The 22,601-nt window shown below is 48.6% G+C and carries 3 protein-coding genes; 1 reads left to right on the forward strand and 2 read right to left on the reverse strand.

What is annotated here, in order from left to right:
• Positions 1-9 precede the first annotated feature (9 nt).
• Positions 10-10,899, reverse strand: a complete 10,890-nt coding sequence (locus tag AC4BAP_RS17375; RefSeq protein ID WP_490583945.1) for a T9SS type B sorting domain-containing protein — start codon at positions 10,897-10,899, stop codon at positions 10-12.
• A 518-nt stretch (positions 10,900-11,417) separates the two neighbouring features.
• The gene (locus tag AC4BAP_RS17380; protein WP_490583946.1) at positions 11,418-14,003 is read right to left on the reverse strand and encodes a M14 family metallopeptidase; all 2,586 of its coding nucleotides are present in this window, start codon (positions 14,001-14,003) and stop codon (positions 11,418-11,420) included.
• Between the two features lie 749 nt (positions 14,004-14,752).
• On the opposite strand from AC4BAP_RS17380, the gene AC4BAP_RS17385 reads away from it, so the two are divergent.
• On the forward strand, positions 14,753-22,534 hold the full coding sequence (locus AC4BAP_RS17385; RefSeq protein WP_490583947.1) for an Ig-like domain-containing protein: 7,782 nt from the start codon (positions 14,753-14,755) through the stop codon (positions 22,532-22,534).
• The last annotated feature ends 67 nt before the right edge of the window (positions 22,535-22,601 follow it).

The following is a 22,601-nucleotide window of genomic DNA, read 5'->3' on the forward strand; positions in this document are numbered from 1 at the left end:
TGCTGGTGATTATTTTACAATTGTTACACTTCCTGAAATTGGTGCCGACGTAGCGTCTAGCTTTATGAGATAGTAATAAGCTCCTACTGGCAGCGGATTACCGTTCTTCGTGCCGTTCCAAGGCTCCGGATATCCCTTAGACTGGAACACCATTTCGCCCCAACGGGTATAGATCTCTATCGTAGCATTAGGGTAACTTTCAATCCCTTTAATGTCAAACTTGTCGTTGTAGCCGTCGCCGTTAGGCGTGATCACGTTGGTGATGGTGATCTTCGGAAGGACCGTTACCGTTACCTGCTTCATTACCATACAGCCCTCACGCGTTGTCACCTTCACCACATAGGTTGTAGTTTTAGACGGCTTGGCAACAGGGGTAGAGATGGTCGGATCAGATAGTTCTTTTGCCGGCGACCACTCGTAAGATGCACCTCCTGTAGCGCTTAGCTGTACCGTTTTGCCTTCGATAATGGTCAGGTCATCCGTTATGGATACTTGCGGACCAACTACATCCACTCTGGCTTCCTGGCGCTTGCTGATACAACCGGTGCTGCTCACCGACTGCACCCAGTACGATGTAGTAGAGTTAAGCACTGGCGTAGTATAAGCATTGCCAACAAAGATCAGCGTGCCTCCCTGCGGAGCATCATACCATTCTACTGTAAGGCCTGCCATGGCTGTAGCTGTTAATGTTGTGCTTACACCCGGGCATATTGCTGCTGATGTTACCGTTGGCGTGTTAGGCGAGAACCCAACTTCAATTTTCACGGCAGCACTTATACTTTCACTGCATGGTCCTTCGGCTTTCACTTTTCTTCTGAACCAGGTTGTCTTCGCGAACTCTTCTGTTGGTGCATATGCCTGGCCTGTAGCGCCTGAGATGTCGGTAAAGTTTGCGCCATCGGCACTACGCTGCCACTGGTAAGTATAAGCTCCGGAGCCACCTGCCGGCTGTGAGCCGAACAGTGCTGTTGCCTTGCTTCCGGTACAAACAGTCTGGTTGCCGCTGATCGTGTTGTTCGTAACCGGCTGGTCTACCATTACCTGTACTGCGCGGCGTGTGCTGCTGGTGCAACCGTTGCCGTTTGTCGCCTCTACATAGTAAGTAGTGTTGGCAGACAGGGCAGGAGTCACAAATGATATTCCAGAGGCCATCGCACTTCCGCCTGAGGCTACATTGTACCAGCGGTAAACAATATTCTCAGCTGTAGAAGACGGGTTCTGTATTTTAAGCGTGGCAGAGCTTCCTGCACATACCCGCTGATTCTCGGCTACCGGTGTAGCTGGTAAAGGAATCACGGTCACTTTCACGGCATTGCTTACTGTTTCGCTGCAAGGTCCTGCCACTCGCGCCACTCTTCTGAACCAGGTGTCGGTAGTCAGGTTGCCCGGCGCATAATCCTGTGCGTAGGCACCCACAATGCTTGCAAAGTTCACGCCGTCGGTGCTGCTTTCCCACTGGTAGGTAATAGCCGCCATGTTACCACCGTTTGGTACCGAACCGCTCAAGCGGGCAGGTGCCGTTGCGCTGCAGATGGTCTGGCTTGCGCTGATGGTGTTGTTTGTAAGCGGAGTGGCAATGTTTACTGTTACTACTTTAGTGTCGCTGGCGCAGGTCGGTGTGGTGGTAGTGCTTGCCACCACATGGAACACAGCCTTAGACGAAAGCGGAACAGTAGTGTAGGTAGTGCCGGTGTGCAGGAACGTGCCGTTTACATCGTACCACTTGTACAGCATAGCTGCATCCAGAGCGGTAACTGTTAGTGTGGCGCTGCTGCCTGCACAGATAGTCGCATCGTTTACAACCGGGGTGGCCGGCTTTCCTGTTACGCGCACATCTACCTGCTGTCTTGTAGCGCTGCTGCATCCTGCTGTGTTTACTGCCTCCACAAAGTATGATTTGCCGGAGTAAAGTGCATCAGTAGAAGTATAAGAAATGCCAGAGCCGATCAAGTTAGTACCAGCGGCATCGTTGTACCAGCGATACTCCAGGGTTGGATCCGGATTCTTCACAAACAGGGTTACTCTTTCGCCGGCACAGATGGCTGCATTCTCTACAGCTGGTGTACCCGGTAACTGTGATACGCTTACCACTACGGCTTTTCTGGTAGGGCTTACACAGCCTGCTGCTGTCATGGCCTCCACGTAATACGTAGCGCTGGCTGTTAATCCGCTAACTGCATACTTGTTGCCGGTTGCGAGTAATTTTCCTGCACTGTCAAACCATCTGTATGTAAGGTTTACATCCGGCTGGTTCACGCTCAGTTCTACTGTCTGTCCGGCGCAGATGGCCTTGTTAGAGGCAAGCGGCTCGGCTGGCAGCGGCGTTACAGTTACCTTAACTGCTTCTCTCGGGCTCACGCAGCCTGCTGCGTTTACGGCCTCTACAAAGTATGTTCTGTCTGATGTAAGTACTCCTGTTTCAAGTGTTGGCTGTGCTGCTATCGGAGTTCCGCCTGTGGCTGCACTGTACCATCTATAGGTTAGGGCAGGGTCTGGCTGCTTCACGCTTAGTGTTGCAGCGCCTCCCGCACAAACAAAGGCGTCATCCGCCTCAGGCATGTTTGGCAGAGCAGTTACCGCAACGTTAACTATTTTACGCTGGCTGGCACAAGCCTGAACCGTGTTGGTGTAAGCCTCTACAAAGAATACCGTGTTAGCTGTCAGGTTCTGTGTTGTGAACGATGAACCGTTAGCTACTAAAGCACCACTGGCATCGAACCAGCGGTAGTTTAGTTTAGTATCCGGGTTGGTAACGCTTAGTGTCGTGTTGCCGCCGGCACATACCATCTTGTCTGCGGCCTGAGGCGTGGCAGGAAGCGGAGTAACATAAACGGTTACTGCTTTGCGCGGGCTGATGCAACCGTTGCTGTTCATTGCCTCCACATAGTAAGTCTTGTCAGCTGTCAGTCCGTCTACTTCAAAGGCTTCTCCGGTTGTCAGGCTATTGCCGCCTGTGGCTACGTCAAACCATCTGTAAGTATAAGTAGACTCTGTTGAGCTTACGCGCAGGTTTGCTTTAGCGCCTGCACAGATGGTTACACTGCTGGCAACCGGTGTTAACGGCAGCGCGATGGTAGTTACCTTGATTATGTTGCTGTAGCTGGCGGCACAGTTGCTGCCTTCTACTGTTGCTTTTCTTCTGAACCAGGTTGTTACGTTAAGGGCGGTTGGCTGGTAATCGCGGCCGGTGGCGTTGGTTATACCTGTAAAGTTGGTGCCGTCCTCGCTGCTTTCCCAAACGAACTGAATGGTGCCGTTGGTGTTTCCTGGCTGACTTCCGCTTAACCTGGCCGGGGCGCCGCCGCTGCAAATGGTCTGGTCTGCAGAGATGCTGTTGTTCGTGATCTGCTGCGTTACAAAAACTGTTACCACCGCACGCGCCGGGTTTACGCAACCCGAAGCCGTGGACGCCTCTACATAGTAAATGGCATCGTTGGTAAGAGCAGCTGTTGTAAGGGTTGTGCCTGTGGCAAGCAGCGTCTCGTTATCGTCATACCACTTATACACTGCAGATGGCGAAGCGTTTTTCACAAACAATGTGGTAGTGCCACCAGTACAGATGGTGCTGTTATCCACCACAGGTGTAGCAGGCAGGCTGGTTACATTCACATTGATAGCTTCGCGTGGGCTAACACAAGCTGGTGAGGTTTGCGTTACGGCCTCTACGTAGAAGGTGGTATTTACTGTCTGTGCTTCTGTGGTGTAAGAGATCCCTGTTGCCAGTGGTGCGCCGTTCTTATCGTACCAGCGGTAGATCAGGTTACCGTCCGGTGAGGCTACTGCCATGGTAACACGCTCTCCTGAGCACACAGTATAATCTGGCGCTGAAGGCTGTGCTGGCTGTGGCGTTACCGTTATGGCTACTGCTCTTCTTACCGGGCTGGTACATCCGTTAGCTGATACTGCCTCCAGGTAGTATGTTCTGTTGGAAGTAAGCGTGCTGGTAGTAAATGAGGTGCCGTTTGCTATTGGAGCACCGCCTGTTGCTATAGTGTACCAGTTGTAGGTAATGCCCGGCTCCACTGTTTTCACAGTAAGGGTAGCAGCTGTAGCAGAACAGATAGTCATATCATCGGCAGTAGGCACCGCAGGCAATGCCGTTACGTTTACAGCTACTGCCTTGCGGCTGCTCATACACGCTGATGCTCCTCCTGTAACTGCCTCTACATAATAAGTCGTGTTTGCAGATAGGGCAGGCGTAGTGAACGATGTGCCGGTAGCAACCAGCGTGCCGCCGCTGTTATACCATCTGTAAGTATAGCTTAGCATTGGCGCAGTTACCGAAAGTGTAGCTGACTGGCCTGCACAGATTGTTCTGTCGGCTGCCTCTGGTGTTTCTGGTGTGGCTGTTACGGTTACGGTGATCGCTTTTCTAGGGCTGGCGCAGCCTGTGCTGCTAACTGCCTCCACGTAATAGGTAGTAGTATTTTCCAAAGCAACCGTAGTATAGCTCTCACCGGTAGCCAGACTGCTTCCGCCTGTGGCCGAAGTATACCAGCGGTAGATGTAGGCTGCATTAGGTGAGGTTATACTCAAAGTTGCTGCTGATCCCTGGCAAACCGATGTGTTGTTTGCCACAGGCATGGCAGGCAACGGCGTTACAATGATCTGTACCGTATTGCTTATCTGCTCCGGACAGGAACTTGCTGCTTTTACTTTTCTTCTGAACCAGGTTGTTGTAGTCAGGCTGCCTGGAGTATAACTCTGTGCTGTTGCACCGGCTATACTTGTGAAGTTTGTACCGTCCTCACTGCGTTCCCACAGGAAAGTATAACCTCCGCCGCCACCAGTCGGAACAGAGCCTGTAAGTATGGTTGGCACTGAGCCGCTGCAAATGGTCTGGTTAGATGTGATGCTGTTGTTGCTGATTCCAGGTGTTACTGTAACCGTCACCGTTCTGCGCGATGGGCTGGTGCAGACAGTTGCCGTATTTGTAACTGCCTCCAGGTAATAAGTAGCGCTGTTGGTAAGGGTATTTGTAGTATAAGATAACCCTGTGCCTACCAGCGTGCTGCCTGCATACCAGCGGTAGGACAGGCTTGGGCTAGGGTTCTTCACCCAAAGTGTTGCCACATCGCCTGCACAGATAGTCGTATTGTCAGCCTCAGGAGTTGCCGGAAGCGGCGTAACATCTACGGTAACGGTAGCTCTGGATGCACTTGCACAACCATTGGCCGTTACAGCCTCCAGGTAGTATGTCGTGGTCTGGTCAAGCGAGCCGATGGTGTAGGTGTTGCCGGTGGCTAGTAAAGTACCGCCTGCTGCCTCTGTATACCATCTGTAGGTAAGGGCAGGGTCTGCATCGGTAACAGTAAGTTCGGCCGGGGCTCCTGCGCAGATAGACAGGTTATCGGCAGTAGGTGTGGCAGGCAAAGGCGTAATTGAAACGGCAACCGCCGTACGTGTGCTCACGCAGCCTGTAGCCGAAGTAGCCTCTACATAATAGGTGCTGGCTGATGTTAAGGCTGGCGTAGTATACGTAGTGCCTGTTCTGATCGGGGTGCCACCTGTTGCCGAAGTATACCATTTATAAACCAATGCAGGGTCCGGTGTTTGTACGGTGAGCTCTGCCGTTGAACCGGCACAAGCTGTAACTTTAGCTGCTGTTGGTGCTGCAGGCTGTGGGTTTACGGTTACAACTACTGTCTTTCTTGGGCTGGTGCAAACCGGGGTCGTGGTGTTGGATGCCTCCAGGAAGTAAGTAGTGCTGGCGTTTAGGTAAGCCGTAGTATATGTGGTGCCTGTGGCTAGCTGGGTTCCATTCGAAGCATACCATCTGTAAGTAAGTCCCGGATCAGGAGAGGAAACAGAAAGTGTCGTTCTCTCGCCGGCGCAAATGGCTTTATCGCTGGCTTGTGGCATCTCCGGTAGCGGACGAACCGTTACGGCTACAGCTCTTCTGCTGCTCACGCAGCCTGCTGCGTTTACGGCCTCTACATAGAAAGTAGTGTTTGCCGTAACAGTGCCTGTTGCAAAAGATGTGCCGCTGGCCAGTGGGCTTCCTCCTGTAGCTTCTGCATACCATTTATAAGTAAGTGATGCATCCGGAGAAGCAACATTCAGGGTAGCGCTTTCGCCGTAGCAAACAGTTGCCGTGCTGGCGTTTGGTGTGGCAGGAAGCGGAGAAACTGTTACTTTAACGGCGTTGCTGGTATGCTCAGGGCAGGTGCCGGTTCCTTTCACTTTTCTTCTGTACCAGGTCGTAATGGTTAAGGCTCCCGGTGCATAGTTCTGGTTAGTGGCGCTTGCTACACTTGTAAAGGTAACGCCGTCTTCGCTACGCTCCCACTGGTAAGTATAACTACCACCCCCGCCTGCAGGCATTGCGCCTGTTATCTGAGCCGGGGTGCCTCCGCTGCAAATGCTCTGGTCTGCAGAAATGCTGTTATTGCTGATGCCAGGTGTAACTGTTACCGTCACTGTTCTGCGTGATGTGCTCACACAGGCTGTTGTGGTGTTCGTTACAGCCTCTAAATAGTAGGTATTGCTGCTTGTTAAGGTATTGGTCGTGTAAGAAACACCGGTTGCCAACAGCGATGTGCCATCGTACCAGCGGTAGGTCAGGCCTGGGTCAGGGTTAATTACCCAAAGCGTTGCTCTGTCGCCTGCGCAAATGGTGGTACTGTTTGCATCTGGTGTTGCCGGCAGTGGCGTAACATTTACAGTTACAGCTGCTCTGGATGGGCTAACACAACCGCCTAAAGTTACAGCCTCCAGGTAATAAGTTGTTGTGGCGTTTACAGATGCAACTGTATAGGTGTTGCCGGTTACCAGTAAAGAACCTCCGGCAGCTGCTGTATACCATCTGTAAGTTAAGGCAGGGTCTGCGTTCCTTACAATAAGCTCAGCCGGCGCGCCTTCGCACACTGCAATATTATCAGCAGCTGGCGTGGCAGGCAAAGGCGTAACGTTAACCAAGGCTTCTACTCTTGAGCTCGCGCATCCGGACCCCATAACAGCCTCTACATAATAGGTACTGCCGGAAGTAAGGGTAGGTGTAGTATAAGTGGTGCCTGTAGCTATTGCTATACCGCCTGTGGCTACTGTATACCATCTGTAAGTAAGCGTTGCATCCGGAGACTGAACTGCCAGAACTGCCGTAGCACCCGCACAGGTTGTCGCATCTGGTACAATAGGGGCAGTTGGCTGAGGGTTTACCGTTACAATTACCGTTTTTCTGGGGCTGGTACAAACCGGGTTGGTGGTGTTTGATGCCTCCAGGTAATACGTGGTGCTTGCATTTAGGAAGTCTGTGTTGTAGGCAGTGCCTGTGGCAAGTAGTGTTCCGTTGGTATTGTACCATCTGTAAGTTAACGATGGGTCCGGTGATGTTACGGAAAGCGTGGTGCGCTGACCGGCGCAAATAGTTTTATCGCTGGCCTGAGGCATTTCCGGTAACGGCCTAACAGAAACAAGTATGGCTTTTCTGGAACTTACGCAGCCTGTGCTGCTGGTAGCATCTACATAATAAGTAGTGTTGGCAGAGATAGAACCCGTAGTATAAGTAGCACCAGTAGCCAATGCACTTCCGCCAGTTGCCGAAGTATACCACTTATAAGTAAGAGACGGATCCGGTGAAAGTATACTTAGAGTTGCAGATTCTCCGGCACATACTGTTGTGTTATTAGCTGCTGGCGTGGTTGGTAGGGGAGCAACAGTTATCTTAACCGAATTGCTTACATGCTCAGGGCAAGTGCTGTTCCCTTTTACCTTCCTTCTGAACCAGGTGCTGATGGTTAAAGAACTTGGCGAATAATCCTGGTTTACTGCACCGGCTATGTTGGTAAAGTTAATACCGTCTTCGCTGCGCTGCCACTGGTACACATAATCACTACCGCCTCCTGTTGGCAATGTTCCGTTTAGTTTTGCCGGAGTGCCACCGCTACAAATTGTCTGGGCTGCGCTGATACTATTGTTTGTGATAGTAGGTATAACCGTAACGGTTACCATTCTACGCGTAGAACTGGCGCAGGCGGTTGTGGTGTTGGTTACAGCCTCCACAAAGTATGAGGTGCTGGATGTAAGTATATCTGTAGTATAGGAAATGCCTGTTGTAAGCAGGTTGTTGCCGCTGTACCACTTGTAGGTCAGGGTTGGATCAGGGTTGTTTACAAAAAGGGTAGCAGCATCGCCGGCGCAAATGGTGGTACTGTTAACCTCCGGTATGGCCGGTAGTGGCGTAACTTCTATAAATACAGCCCTTCTGCTCGGGCTGGTGCAGCCCTCTGCCGTCTCAGCCTCTACATAAACCGTTGTGTTCGTCGACAAGGTGCCTGTGGTATAGCTTGTGCCGGTTGCCAGCAAAGTGCCGTTAACTGATGCGCTGTACCATTTATAAGTTAAATTGGCGTTAGGGTTAAGCACCGCCAGGGTTACATTGGTACCTGCGCATACTTCCTTGTTGTCTGCCTGTGGGGTTTCCGGGAGCGCGATCACATTTACTGTTACCTGGCGCCTGGTCGGGTTAACGCAGCCGGCATTCGACACAGCCTCAACAAAGTATGTTCTGCTGGACGTAAGTGTTTCGGTAGTATAGCTTGCGCCTACTTTAAATGGCGTGCCCCCGGTGGCTACCGAATACCATTTATAGGTTATATTGGCATCTGGCGATACTACATTTAAGGTGGCGGAGGTGTTGGTGCAAATGGTTGCATTGTTAACCACAGGTGTAGCAGGCAGTGGATTTACCGTTACCCTGACCGTGTTGCTGACTTCTTCCGGGCATGGGCCTGAGCCTTTAACCCTTCTGCGGAACCAGGTCGTTGTAGTCAGGGCTCCAGGCGCATAGTCCTTGCCTGTGCCAGAGGTTATCGTTGTAAAAAAGGTGCCATCCTCGCTGCGTTCCCACTGGTATGTATAACCACCGCTTCCGCCAACAGGCAGCGTGCCGGTCAGGCTGGCCGGTGTAGCACCGCTGCAGAGTTGCTGGTCACCGGAGATGGTGTTGTTGGATATTGACGCGGAGATAGTAACGTCTACGGCAGTTCTTGAGCTGGCACAACCCGGCGATGCCTTGGTCACAGCCTCTACATAATAAGTGGCGTTGGCGGATAACGGGGGAGTAGTGTAGCTGGTGCCGCTTGCCACAAGGGTATTGCTCTCGTCGAACCAGCGATAAAACAGGTTAGGGTCTGTAACTTTTACTACCAGTGTGGCGCTGGTGCCTTCACATACAAGTGCAGGGTCTACTGCCGGCTTCTGGGGCAGTGGCAGTACTGTAACATCTACAGGGCTTCGCGTGGTAATACAGCCATCCGTCGTGATCGCATCCACATAGTATGTTTTACTGGATGTAAGGGCCACTGTAGTATAAGAGGTGCCAGTGCCAAGTATAGGGCTGCCGGCTGCCACATCATACCAGCGGTAAGTATAGCCCGCCTCAGGATTTGTGATAACAAGGGTTGCCTGCGTGCCAATACAGATAGAAGGAGGCACAATATTAATAGATACAGGAAGTGGTGTAACCGTGATCTTCACGGCATTACTGGTTATTTCAGGGCAGGGGCTGTTTGTTTTTACTTTCCTGCGGTACCAGGTGGTGGTTTGGAGGGCAGGAGGGGCGTAGTCCAAAGCGTTTGCGCCAGAAATGTCCGTAAAGAAAGTACCGTCTTCACTGCGTTGCCACTGGTAAATATAAGCGCCCACGCCGCTTGAGCTTCCGCCACCGCTAGGTACTGAGCCTATTAGCTTTGCAGGTGTGCCTCCACTACAGATCGCCTGCGCCGCTGTGATGGAATTATTTGTTACAGGTTGCGTTACAAATACCTTCACTTCAACCCGTACCGGGTTAAAGCAGTTTGTGGCAGATGTAGTGGATGCTTCTACCCAGTACGACCTATCTGCTGTAAGCGCCGGCGAAGTATAACTTGTGCCGGAGCCAATTATTGAAGTTGCAGTTGCTGTGCTATACCAGCGGTAAACAACAGAAGCATCCGGATTATCCACAGTTAAAGTTGCCTGACTGCCGGAACAGATATTTACGTTGCTGGCAACAGGGTTGGCAGGCGGTACATTCACTGTGATCTTGACCACATTAGATTCAACAGCGCAGCCATCTCTATAGGCTACACGCTTAAACCAGGTGGTCCGGTTCAGCGCCGGCGACTGGTAATCCTTGTCCCGGCCAGTGGCAATTGGGGTAAAGTCTGTGAGTGAGTTTGTCGTGCTATGGTACCACTGGTAGGTTATAGAGCCAGCGGAAGGCGCCGCTCCTGTGAGCTGGGCTGGAATTACGCCTGCACAAATCTCCTGGTCGTTGCCTATGGTTTGCCCTCCACCAACTATGGATGAAGCATAGGCAGTTGCTGCTGACCTTGTTGCGCTGACACACCCGTTCTGCGTGACTGCTTCTACATAAACTGTTGTGTTTGCGCTTAGATTACCGGTTGTATATGAAGTACCCCAAACGATAGGGGAGCCTCCCGTAGAGGTTGTGTACCATCTATAGATCAGTTCTGGCCTGGCATCCTGCACCCAAAGCGTGGCCTTGCTTCCCTGGCAGGCATACACATCCTCAACCAACGGGGCATTGGGCAATGCTTCAATGGTGATGATCTGGGTGGCTACCTCCGAAACATTGCCACATGTACTCGTAGCGGTAACATCTACCTTGTAGCTACCTGCGGTTGGGAAGTTGATGATTGGGTTGGCCACTGTAGCCGTTACCACTCCATTTACCCGCCAGGAATATGAGTTTATGGTTCCACCGTTTGCAGTATAAGTAGGCCTGTGATCCGTGCTGGTTGTACTGAAACTAATTGTAGTAGGACCGCAATAATTAACACTGGATTTGCCAGCTGGAAAAGTAACGGTTGGAGCTACACATTGGGCATACACCTGTACAGTGCAGACCCAGAAAAAGATTGTAGCAAGAAGGGCTAAGGGTAAAGGTATTCTCATAAGCACGTTATCAACAAAAATCGATGCAGTCAAAAAGTATTAAGTAGAAATAAAGTTCAAATTTAAAGCTCACGTAAGTTGAGTTGTTTTGTAATTATTCTAATATTGAAATTATAGTGTTAAGACACCGGTGGTTATTTTTATACTTTAAATTGGCTTAGTATATTTTTTATGGCCTGATATAATTGTTAAAGCAATATGATAAAAAAAGTTATAGCTGCAAACTTATTGAAGACGTGAAATTTAGGATAAATAATGAGAAAAGCCAGGAGGATTTGCTATAAAAGGTAACATGTGTTTAAATTTGTAAAAATTGTATTATCTTGTTTTGTGTCTTATTTGTTGTCAAATCTGGCTATAAGTATAAGTAGTGGTTGGAGTGTGATGGTAATAGTATAATTTTAGATTTTATGATGGGGTGTATGTTGGAGGGTAATGAATTTGTTCAAAAGATGGTGAAAAAAATAGGCCTGAAACTTTGGGTTTCAGGCCTATTGGTGGTCAGGTTGTGAGTGTTTCTAATTGTGTGCGTCCTCGGCACGAGCGGAACTGCCACTGATTATCTGACCAAAGAAGATGCTGTTAAGGAACAGTTTATTGGTGCCATACCAGAAGGCACGGAAGTTAGGGTTGTCAGGCATGGCGATTACCTTTCCTGCTCCCACTGAGGAAACATCCACTGCTGCCGAATTCTTAGCCTTTTGTAAATTTTGTTTTGATATATAGCCTGCCATTAAGGGGTTGGCTGTATACATAACCGGGTTTGCATAAGGGCTTTTAGAGCGTTCCAGGAACAAGGTGTTGCTTCTGAAAATAGGAAGCTGTGCATCTGTGTAACCATAAGCTATTGGGTGGGTAAGGTCTAACCTGGTTTCGAAAATAGCACCGCCTATAACCTGGGCACCCACCTCGTTGCCCATATTTCCATAAGGCTTTTGAGTGGAGGCTGTCTCCTGTTCTGTTTTCTTTAACGTGATATTGCCAATGCCATTGTCGGCCAGCCAGCGCACCGCATCGCCCATGCCCACTACGGTGCCGCCTTGCTGTACCCAGCTGCGCATTTTGTCTTTGGAGATGCTGTTATAGTTGCCATCCGCCATCACGATCACGTTATACTTGTTCAAGCCAATGCGATTGAAATTGCTGGTGGTAACCAGTGTAGGCTTCATGTTGAATCTGTCATCCAGCAGGTGCCAGGCCTCGCCAACATCATTGCTGTTTACGCCATCTCCGATTAAAAGCAATATCTTTGGCTGCTGCAGATTCGCCATCATCGGACTTCCTAGTTTTATACCCTGTGGGGTAAATCCTGTTTCCATGGCGTATACTTGTAATGCATTCTCGATGGCTACCTGCTGCAGAAGCTTGTAAAGTTCTTCCGGGTTAAGTGGCTGGCCTGTTACAGGTATAAGTATAGAGCCGTAGTCAAACTGCTTGCCGCTGCCTGTGGTAAATTTGTCTGTGGCCACTTTGGTAAGTATGCCGCGTTCCATCAGGGTGTTCAGGGCTCGGGGAGCGTAGTAACCATGCCACTCAAATACATAGGCATAGTTGTTCATGCTTCCCACAACTTCACCTTTCGGAAAAGTAACATTTTCAACCCGCTGCCCCAGTAAACTATTCTTAAAGTTTTTAGCAGTAAGCGCAGTGTGGTCCAGGTCAAAAGCCAGCGGAAATGTCCAGGCGGAGATATCGTAAAACAGGCTGTCCTGGAATTTGGTGCGCTTCTCAAACATACCTTCGATCAGTTTGTACTGTGGCTGCTCTGTAGGTATGATGTAGGCATTCTCCGGAGTATAGGTTGTGTTGTCTATCTTAAACGTGTCCCTGGGTCGGTATACTTCTATCTGGTGCTGTTTGATGATCTCTGCCAGGTGATATGCTTTCGCTTTGTCCTTTTCAGAGCCAAACACATAAGCCTTTACAGGAGCGTTCTTAGACTCGCTATAAGACTGCTTGTAGAAATCACGCTGGTGTGCCAGAAGTTCCTCGCGCATGGCCTGTGCAGCCTCCAGTGTTGAGAGTGTTGTCGTAAACTGGTTGCGGATGGTAAACGGAAAAGTCAACACCCCATTTACACTTTCCTGGGCGTGACCCCTGGAACTGGCCTGCTCAAACAGGATGCCTACAGAGCCGTTTACATCAGGGTAAGTAGAGCCTTTGCCATAGTAAAAATCATCAAAGCTCTCTTCTGTGTAATAGAAGGACCCGATCTTATCCAGAGCTTTGGAGTGGTAGGTGCCAATTTTCTGCGTCAGCTTAAAGCCATTCTCCGGAGACAAGGGGTGGTTACGGCTAGGTATACCTGGCTGGAAGAAAAAGGTGGAGTTCGTGCCCATTTCATGGTGGTCGGTCAGCACGTTTGGTTTCCACTCGTGGAACTTGGCTAGTCGCCCTCTGGACTCAGGGTGCTGTAGTGGAAGCCAGTCGCGGTTAAGGTCGAACCAGTAATGGTTGGTTCTGCCGCGTGGCCATACTTCGTCAAACTCAGCGCTGTTGCTGTCTATGATAAGGTTCTTGCTGCGGTGGGAGTTTACCCAACTGGCAAAGCGGTTCAGTCCATCCGGATTTATAGATGGGTCTATAAGTATAACCGTTTCCTTTAAAAGCTTCTCTATCTCGGGACCTTGTGCTGCTGCCAGGTGGTAAACGGCTAACAAAGAGGCGTTGCTGCCACTCGGTTCGTTGCCATGTACACTGTAGCCCATCCAAACAACAGCAGGCATGTCCTTAATGTTAAGGCTGCCTGATTCAGCTGGGTTGGTCAGTTTTTTATGGTTTGCCTTTATAGTTTCTATGTTCTTGTGGTTCTCAGGCGACGTGATCGTGAGTAAGTATAAAGGGCGGTTTTCATGTGTGCGGCCATATTCCGAGATGGTGATCCTGTCGGAATGCTGTGCCATCTGGCGCATGTACATGGCAAGCTGGTCGTGGCTTACATGCCACTCGCCCACATTATAGCCGAGCAGCTCTTTGGGTGTAGGTACGGCCTTGTTGTACTGTACATGTTGTGGCAGGTAGTACGAAAGTTCCGCCTGCTGCGCAGAAGCAAGCTGGCTCAGGCCAAGCATAGCTGCTACAGCAAAGGCTTTGATGTTCTTCATTTAGCAGATGTAGTTAGTTTAAAGGTAGTTTAGTTGTAAATGCAATTTGTTGCATTGCAATTCTTTTTCCAAACAAAATCATTCTCATTTAGGTGCTTCATCTAAAAGCTATAGTTACTAAGTGACGTTTGTTTCTGTCTGATCTGATTGTTCAGGTATCCTTTATTTGAGTTGTTTGGTGTCGTGGTTAGCTGCAAGTAAGACCTCTAACAAGTATATATGTTAATTAATATATAATATTTCTAATGTAAAATTTTTTGTTATATTATTAAGTGCAATTAAATGTATGATTAAGTGCTTTTTTATTCAGGGTAAGCACTTTTTTAAGAATTTTAGCTATTCATTTGAATGAAACGAAGTGCAAAAACCTCCCTTTAAAGCACAATACTATGTAACTTTTTTGATATTTATGTGTAAACAAACATTATAGAGCTTATTAAATATTAGAAAAAAGTAATATAGTATGTGTATGATGTATTTATACTTCTTTTCCGGGTAATTGCACTTCAGTAAGTTTCCGGACAGCTGCCTTCTCGATATCTCGATACAGTATGTCTAACTGACGGATTGGTTAAAGCCAATTTGCTCTTCTTTAATGTATGGTTTAGCTCTTTTTAAGGCTATAAAACCATATACCCAGCTATTCTATGCCCCTATGTAAAGCAAACGCAGCTTTTGACGCTTGTATGATAGTAAAAATACAAAACCTGTAACCATCTGATTAGCCCCAAACCTTTAACCCCTAATTTATGAAAAAGAATTTTACACAATTGATTGCTGGAGTACACTTCGCACGGTACTACGAAGTATCGGTTGTAAGTCTGCTCCTGCTGTTTTTTATGCTGTTGGCCAATGTGGCGTCGGCACAGACAGTAACAGGAATGACACCAAAATGTGCCACAGTTGGACAAACAAATCTTGTTGTAACTGTTACTGGTACCGGATTTACTATAAACGGAGGTAATCAGGTAGAAGCAAAGCTTAATAATGTACAAATTGCAAGTAACCTACTTACAAGAACTTCTGATACTCAAATTTCTATAGCAATTCCCAACAGTTATTTAGCGCAAATTGGGACTGTGTTAGTAGAAGTAGGTAACAGAATTGGTGGAGGCAACTATAATTGGCAAGCCGCAGGAACTATAGTGGTCATCGGACCACCAACTGCACAAGGAGCATCACGATGCGGATCAGGATCTGTAACATTAACAGCATCCGGAGCTCCGGCTGGCGCAGCTTACCAGTGGTACGATGTAAGTAACAACCCAATAGCCGGGGCTACCAACTCAACCTATACAACTCCTGCCTTGTCTGCTGCCACTAATTATTCGGTAGCTATGACGGCTCCTACTGGTTGTGTGAGTACACGTACAACTGTTACAGCTGCAGTTAACACAATTCCTAATGTACCAGCCATAACATCTAATTCACGTTGCGGCTCAGGTACCGTTTCCTTATCTGCGACAGCAGGGGCAAATGGGGACTTGGTAAGATGGTACAGTGCCCCTACCGGTGGTTCTGCTATTGCAACAGGAGACAGCTACACCACCCCAAGTTTGAGTGCAACAACATCCTATTACGCATCTACATACAACACTACGACCACATGCGAGAGTGCCAGGGTTGAGGTTAAAGCCACAATCAATGCTGTCCCAAATACGCCGTTGGTAACGGCAGGCGCACGATGCGGCACAGGTACTGTGACTTTATCTGCGACAGCAGGGGCAAATGGGGACTTGGTAAGATGGTACAGTGCTCCTACCGGTGGTTCTGCTATTGCAACAGGAGACAGCTACATCACTCCAAGTTTGAGTGCAACAACATCCTATTACGCATCTACATACAACACTACGACCACATGCGAGAGTGCCAGGGTTGAGGTTAAAGCAACGGTGAATACAATACCTAATGCACCTTCCACCAATTCTAATTCACGCTGCGGTGACGGAAGTGTGACACTTTCGGCATCCGGCACACCAAGTGGCGGCACTTATCGCTGGTACATGGTGGCCTCTGGAGGAACGGCTATCGCAGGGGAGACCTCCTCGACCTACACCACACCGAGCCTTTCCTCAACAAACACCTATTACGTATCCACGGTCAGCGCAGAAGGGTGTGAGAGTACATCGAGAACTCCAGTAACGGCTACCATCAATAGTATTCCTGAAGTGCCATCTGCGACACCAGAAGAGCGTTGCGGCCCCGGAACAGTTACACTGACTGCTACAGCGGGTGCAAACGGGGATGTTGTACGTTGGTATAATGCTGCCAGCGGTGGTTCGCCTCTAGCGACTGGTACAAACTTCACAACCCAATCTTTGAATTCAACTACTTCATTCTATGCTTCTACCTATAACAGCACAACACAATGTGAGAGTAGTAGAGTAGAAGTAATAGCTGTTGTCAATTCTGTACCCGGTTCACCAACTGTTTTGTTAACAGATGTAACCAGATGCGGCACTGGGCAGGTTACATTATCAAGTAGTAAATCTATTTCTAACTTTCCGGCTAACGGAGCAACAAACAGATGGTATGATGCCAGTGGCAATGTACTGTTTACAGGTGAGACTTATACCCCAACCTTAAATGATTTTAGTACGCAAACATATTATGTAGGAAGCTATAACACCGTTACAGGTTGTGAAAGCTCTCAAAGAGTTGCTGTAACTGCGAGAGCAATTCAAGTACCAGTAGCGTCTGTAAACACCGGAGGTAACCCAACCACATTCTGTAGTGGCGGTTCTATCGTTCTCTCTGCTGTAGCCAACCCATCGAGTGGTACCTATACTTATCAGTGGAAAAAAGATAATATTGATATACAGGGAGCTACAAATGCAACATACACAGCTAGCACATCAGGAGACTATAGTGTAGTTATAACCAATGAAGGCAAATGTCCTAGCACTCCTTTTGAGCCGGTTACGGTAACGGTAAACCAGTTACCGACAGCTACGATCCAGGCCAGCGGCAATACTACCTTCTGCCAGGGCGGCTCCGTGACGCTCACGGCCCAGGGTGGCACCTCCTGGCTGTGGAGCAACGGCGCCACCACCCAGTCCATCAACGTGTCGGCCAGCGGCACCTTCACAGTTAAGGTAACCGACGGCAACGGCTGCACAAGCCCGGACTCAGCCCCAACTACTGTTACTGTAAACCCATTACCGACAGCTACGATCCAGGCCAGCGGCAACACTACCTTCTGCCAGGGCGGCTCCGTGACGCTCACGGCCCAGGGTGGCACCTCCTGGCTGTGGAGCAACGGCGCCACCACCCAGTCCATCAACGTGTCGGCCAGCGGCACCTTCACGGTTAAGGTAACCGACGGCAACGGCTGCACAAGCCCGGACTCAGCCCCGATGACTGTAACAGTAAACCCATTACCGACAGTGTCTGCAGATAATAAATCGGTTTGCTTTGGAAATAATACAGTGGCTCTTACCGGCTCACCAGCAGGAGGTACCTGGAGCGGCCAGGGAGTAATTGGCTCCACTTTTAATGCGAATGGGCTTGCTGCAGGTAACTATACAGTAACTTATACTTACACGAATGCAAATAACTGTACACAGAGCGCAACCGCAACTGTTACGGTAAACCCACTTCCTACTGTATCCATTACTCCAACAGGTCCGCTGCAATTTTGCCAGGGCAATTCTGTTGTATTAGTGTCATCAGCATCTCCAGGTTCTGATACATTTAGCTATAAATGGTTTAATGCGGAAGACAATTCACAGGTATCTACTGATAAGGATTATGTAGCCACGGCTTCGGGAAGCTATTACCTTATCGTGGAAAATCAGAATGGCTGTCAGAAAACATCGCAAACACTGAATGTAATTGTTGCAGAAAAACCTACAGAGGCTAATATAACTGTTGTTGGCTCTAATACATTCTGTACTGGCGGAAGCGTGAGAATGAGTGCCAATAAGTCTCCGGATCCTGAGAATCCTTATACTTATCAATGGTTTAAAAATAGTGTTCTTATCGCTGATGCAACTGATCTTGACTATACTGCTACGGAAGCAGGAGATTATAGTGTTGAAGTGACTAATTTAGTAGAAGATTGCTCTAAGACATCAGCTCCTTTAAAAGTAACTGTTCTGCCACAACCTACGGCCGTTGTAACTAGCGGTAACGCAACAAAATGCGTTGGCGCCGGCAATTCTACTACGTTTACAGTTTCAGGTACCTACTCAGGTGGAACACCCCAGTGGTTATCGAGCAATAGCAACTTCGTTGTATCAAATGCAACATTTAACGGAGGTGTGGCAACCGCAACTGTTACAGCTACAGGGGCTGGTTCCAGCACCATTACGTTGAGAACTACCAACAACGCAGCTTCCTGTACAACCGCCAACAGCTCTCTAACTCTGACAACGGTCCCACAACCGGTTGTTTCGTCAGTATCTGCGTCGCCAGCCGAAAAATGTATAGGTAATGGTAATACTACTGTATTCGACTTAAGTGGTGTAGTTGCCAACGGCAGTCCAACCTGGAGTGTAACAGGTACTACAGGAAGCGCAGCTGTGAGCAACATCAGTAGCCCGAACACAACCGGCACACAGGTTACAGTTTCGGGTGTAGGTACAGTTACCATGCGCTTATCCGCTAAAAACTCTATACAAGATTGTAATGATGCCAGTAAGGACGTTACACTAACCGTACACCCGTACCCAACAGCCGATGCCGGACCTGATCAGGAAAAATGTTCTAATGGTGGGGTTGTATTTTTCTGGAGACAAGGTAGCGGGTCTGGTGATGAATCCAAATTAGAAGTGAAATGGACAGTTAAAAGCAAGGATCCTGGATTAAATGTTTCAATTGGATATGATTGGCAGTATGGTCAGCGTGTTGACATAACAGGTATTGGTAGCGCCGTTTTAACAATGACTGTAACCACAAATGGTTGCTCAACTTCTGATGACGTTGTTTATATTACAAAACCAATTCCGGCTGTAAATGCGGTATCCAATAAAACGTACTGTAATGGAAACGCAGGAGAAGCAATAAACTTTGGAAGCACTCTACCTGGATCAGAATTCGACTGGACCTCAACTGCTGATATAGGGTTTGGAACAAGTGGAAAAGGTAACATTCCGGCTTATACTGCTACTAATAATGGTACAAGCCCAATAACAGCTACAGTAAGTGTAACTGCAACGATCAATGGCTGTACAAGTCCGGTACAATCCTTCAATATCACCGTTAACCCTACGCCTACAGTGAACGCCATTGCCAGCAGGACTCACTGCCACGGCGCGGCCGGCGCGGCCATCAGCTTCGGCGGGGCGGTATCAGGCACGACCTACAACTGGACCTCGACTGCCAATGTGGGCTTCGGCACCAGCGGCACGGGCGTTACCAGCATCCCGGCCTACACGGCCAACAACACAGGCGCCTCGCCGGTGACGGCCACCGTGACGGTGACGCCGGTTGCCAACGGCTGCCAGGGCACGCCGACCAGCTTCACGGTGAGGGTTGACCCGACGCCTACGGTGAACGCCATTGCCAACAGGACACACTGCCACGGCGCGGCCGGCGCTGCTATTACATTTGGCGGGGCGGTTAACGGTACGACCTACAACTGGAGTTCCACGGCCGACGTAGGCTTCGGCACGAGTGGCACAAGCGCCAGCGGCATCCCGGCCTACACGGCCAACAACACGGGCGCCTCGCCGGTGACGGCCACCGTGACGGTGACGCCGGTTGCCAACGGCTGCCCTGGCACGCCGACCAGCTTCACGGTGAGGGTTGACCCGACGCCTACGGTGAACGCCATTACCAACAGGACGCACTGTCACACTGATGCCGGCGCGGCCATCAGCTTCGGCGGGGCGGTATCAGGCACGACCTACAACTGGACCTCGACGGCCAATGTGGGCTTCGGCACGAGCGGCACGGGCGTGACAGGCATTCCGGCCTACACAGCGAATAACCCGAGTACAAACTCAATAACGGCTACTGTAACTGTAACTCCTGTAGCTAATGGCTGTACAGGTACATCACGTACCTTTACCGTAACAGTTAACCCTAAGCCAACTCCAAGCTTTACAGGTGTAAATGATGGACAGGTAATATATTCAGGTGATCCAAGTATAAATCTGGTAGGTAACTATGCCACCGGAGGTACATTCTCAGGAGCAGGGGTGTCTGGAACAACTTTCTCACCATGTAATGCCTTACTTGCAGCACCTGCAGGCTCCAACACGATAAGTGTGCCAATCACCTACACTGTTACGCTAAGTGGATGTACAACAAGTGTTACTAAAACCGTAACAGTGAAAAGGTCTAAGTATACAGTTGTTGTAACTGCTGTACCAATGCCTTTCTGTAGAGGAGATAACGTTACCTATACTACTAAAATCTATCGTGATGTGGAAAGCATAGTATATCCTTATTTAGTTGACAACCTAGGCAGGCCTGTTTATGAGAATGGGGATTTAGTGCCGGCTGGTAGAGCAAACTTACCAGTTGCTAATGATAAGCCGGTTAACCAGGGTGGATATCCTTTCCCTGCTGGTACCCCTGAATTAATTAAGAAGTATGCCTATAGGTTCTTTGAGCCAATCGTGACCGGCGGTACTTTGATTGATCCAGCTTTGTTCGATTATCAGTGGCATAAAAATGAAGCAAATAACAGGAAGAATGACCAATATATAACTTCAGACGCAGGTCTGTCTTCAATGGACTACTATGGCGTATTTGTTACATCAAAAACAGGTACAAATGGATGTGTACCAACGTTAAGCGAACAAATTTCAGATAGAAAGTATAGCGGTGAGATAGAAGAGTATTCCATTTCACTAGCTGCTAATCCAATCTGTAAAGAGGGTACAATCACATTCACGGCAACATTAAATTCAGCTTTCCCATACTGGAGCATTGCTAATTTGCAAATGGAGCTTGTTCGTACCAGAGGTAATCAGGTATTGGGTACTGCTACTTATAATGGCTCAAATACATATAATTTTCCTCTAAGTATACCGCCAACAGATCTGGTAAATGGAGATGAGGTTTATGTGAGATTTAGCTCAACAATAGATCAGTACAGAATAAACTCAAAATGTGGAGGTAATTCTAAATCAAATACAGTAACTGTCCGAATCGATCAGCCAGCTACTATTACCACTAACCTGAATACTAGTGGACAGGCAGTTTGTGTGGGCGGAACAGCTAGCTATACTATAACTGCATCAGGTAGCAACCTGCAGTTCACATGGTTTAAAGATGGTAGCCCTATTTCAAATGGTGGTCAGTTTGCAATTACAAGTGGAGCCACAACAAGTACATTAACAATTTCTAATGTTACTACGACTAATCAAGGTAGTTACTCAGTTAGGGTTGTGAATAATACTACAAGCTCTGTGTGTTCCGCAACTGTTACTTCTAACAGTGCTCCTTTAACTGTTAATCCGTTGCCTTTAGCTAAAGCCGTATCAGCGCCACCTTACTGCCCGGTTAATGCACTTGGATCAGAAGTTACTTTGGACAATTCGGAAAATAGCGTTACATACAGATTGCTGAATGCTAGCGGTATTACCGTGGCAACAAAGCCTGGTACCGGTGGTACTATCAGCTTCGGTACATTCCAGGAAGGCACATATACAGTATCAGCAACCAATAACACAACAACCTGCGGAAACAGTAATGTTGGTAGTGTTACGGTGACTAAGACAACTTATCCTGTGGTAAATGGTAATCTACAGATCTACTGGAACGCTAACATGACGGCATGGGAGGTAACAGCACTCTCTGACCATAACGCTAAGGGCGTGACGATGAACAGTAATTTTAAATATGAATGGTATACTGGCACAAGTGAAACAAATAAGACGCTATTTGCTACAACCAACTATCCAAACAATAAGATCACTATTCCGAATCCAGCATCGAACTTGTTTGTGCAGTGTTACATCAGAACCCCAAGTGGAATCTGCTTGCCAGATGTAGTAATGGACAACTCAGCAGTCACCCCACTCCCAGTAGAGATCATCTACCTGACAGCCCAAAAGCAGGGCTACAATGTGGTGCTGGAATGGGCTACGGCGATGGAGAAGGATAACATGGGCTTTGAGGTGCAGGTATCAGCGGATGGCAAGGAGTACAGAAAGCTCGATTTTGTAGCCACGAAGAACGGTAACTCCAGTCTGAAGCAGGTTTACAAGTATGTAGATACGGAGAACGGTAAACATGGTACCCGTTACTACAGGCTCAAGCAGATGGACCACAGTGGCCAGGTTGAGTTCTTCGGGCCTAAAATGGTAGACTTTGGCAGTGTGACCAACAAGATCGTAGTTTACCCTAACCCGTTTGTGAACAAGATCGAGATGAACATCGAAGCAGAGCAGGACGGAACAATGGAAATAATCCTGTCAAACTCTGTGGGCAAGCAGCTGATCAAGAAATCCATACTGGTTGAAAAAGGTGTGAACGCAGAGCAACTGCTTCTGGAAACTAACCTGCCACAGGGAGTATACTTCATCACTACCCGCATGGGAAGTGTAACGAATCACTTTAAATTATTAAAACAATAGAATAAACTAATTAGGGTTTAAAGCTGAAAGAGCCAGGTATTTTACCTGGCTCTTTTGCTTTTATACT

Source organism: Pontibacter sp. GD7 (genome assembly GCF_058216375.1).

What these genes read in the sequence shown, in the direction of transcription:
- AC4BAP_RS17380 (WP_490583946.1), bottom strand. Translation starts at nt 14,003, where the DNA reads ATGAAGAACATCAAAGCCTTTGCTGTAGCAGCTATGCTTGGCCTGAGC.
- AC4BAP_RS17385 (WP_490583947.1), top strand. Translation starts at nt 14,753, where the DNA reads ATGAAAAAGAATTTTACACAATTGATTGCTGGAGTACACTTCGCACGG.
- AC4BAP_RS17375 (WP_490583945.1), bottom strand. Translation starts at nt 10,899, where the DNA reads ATGAGAATACCTTTACCCTTAGCCCTTCTTGCTACAATCTTTTTCTGG.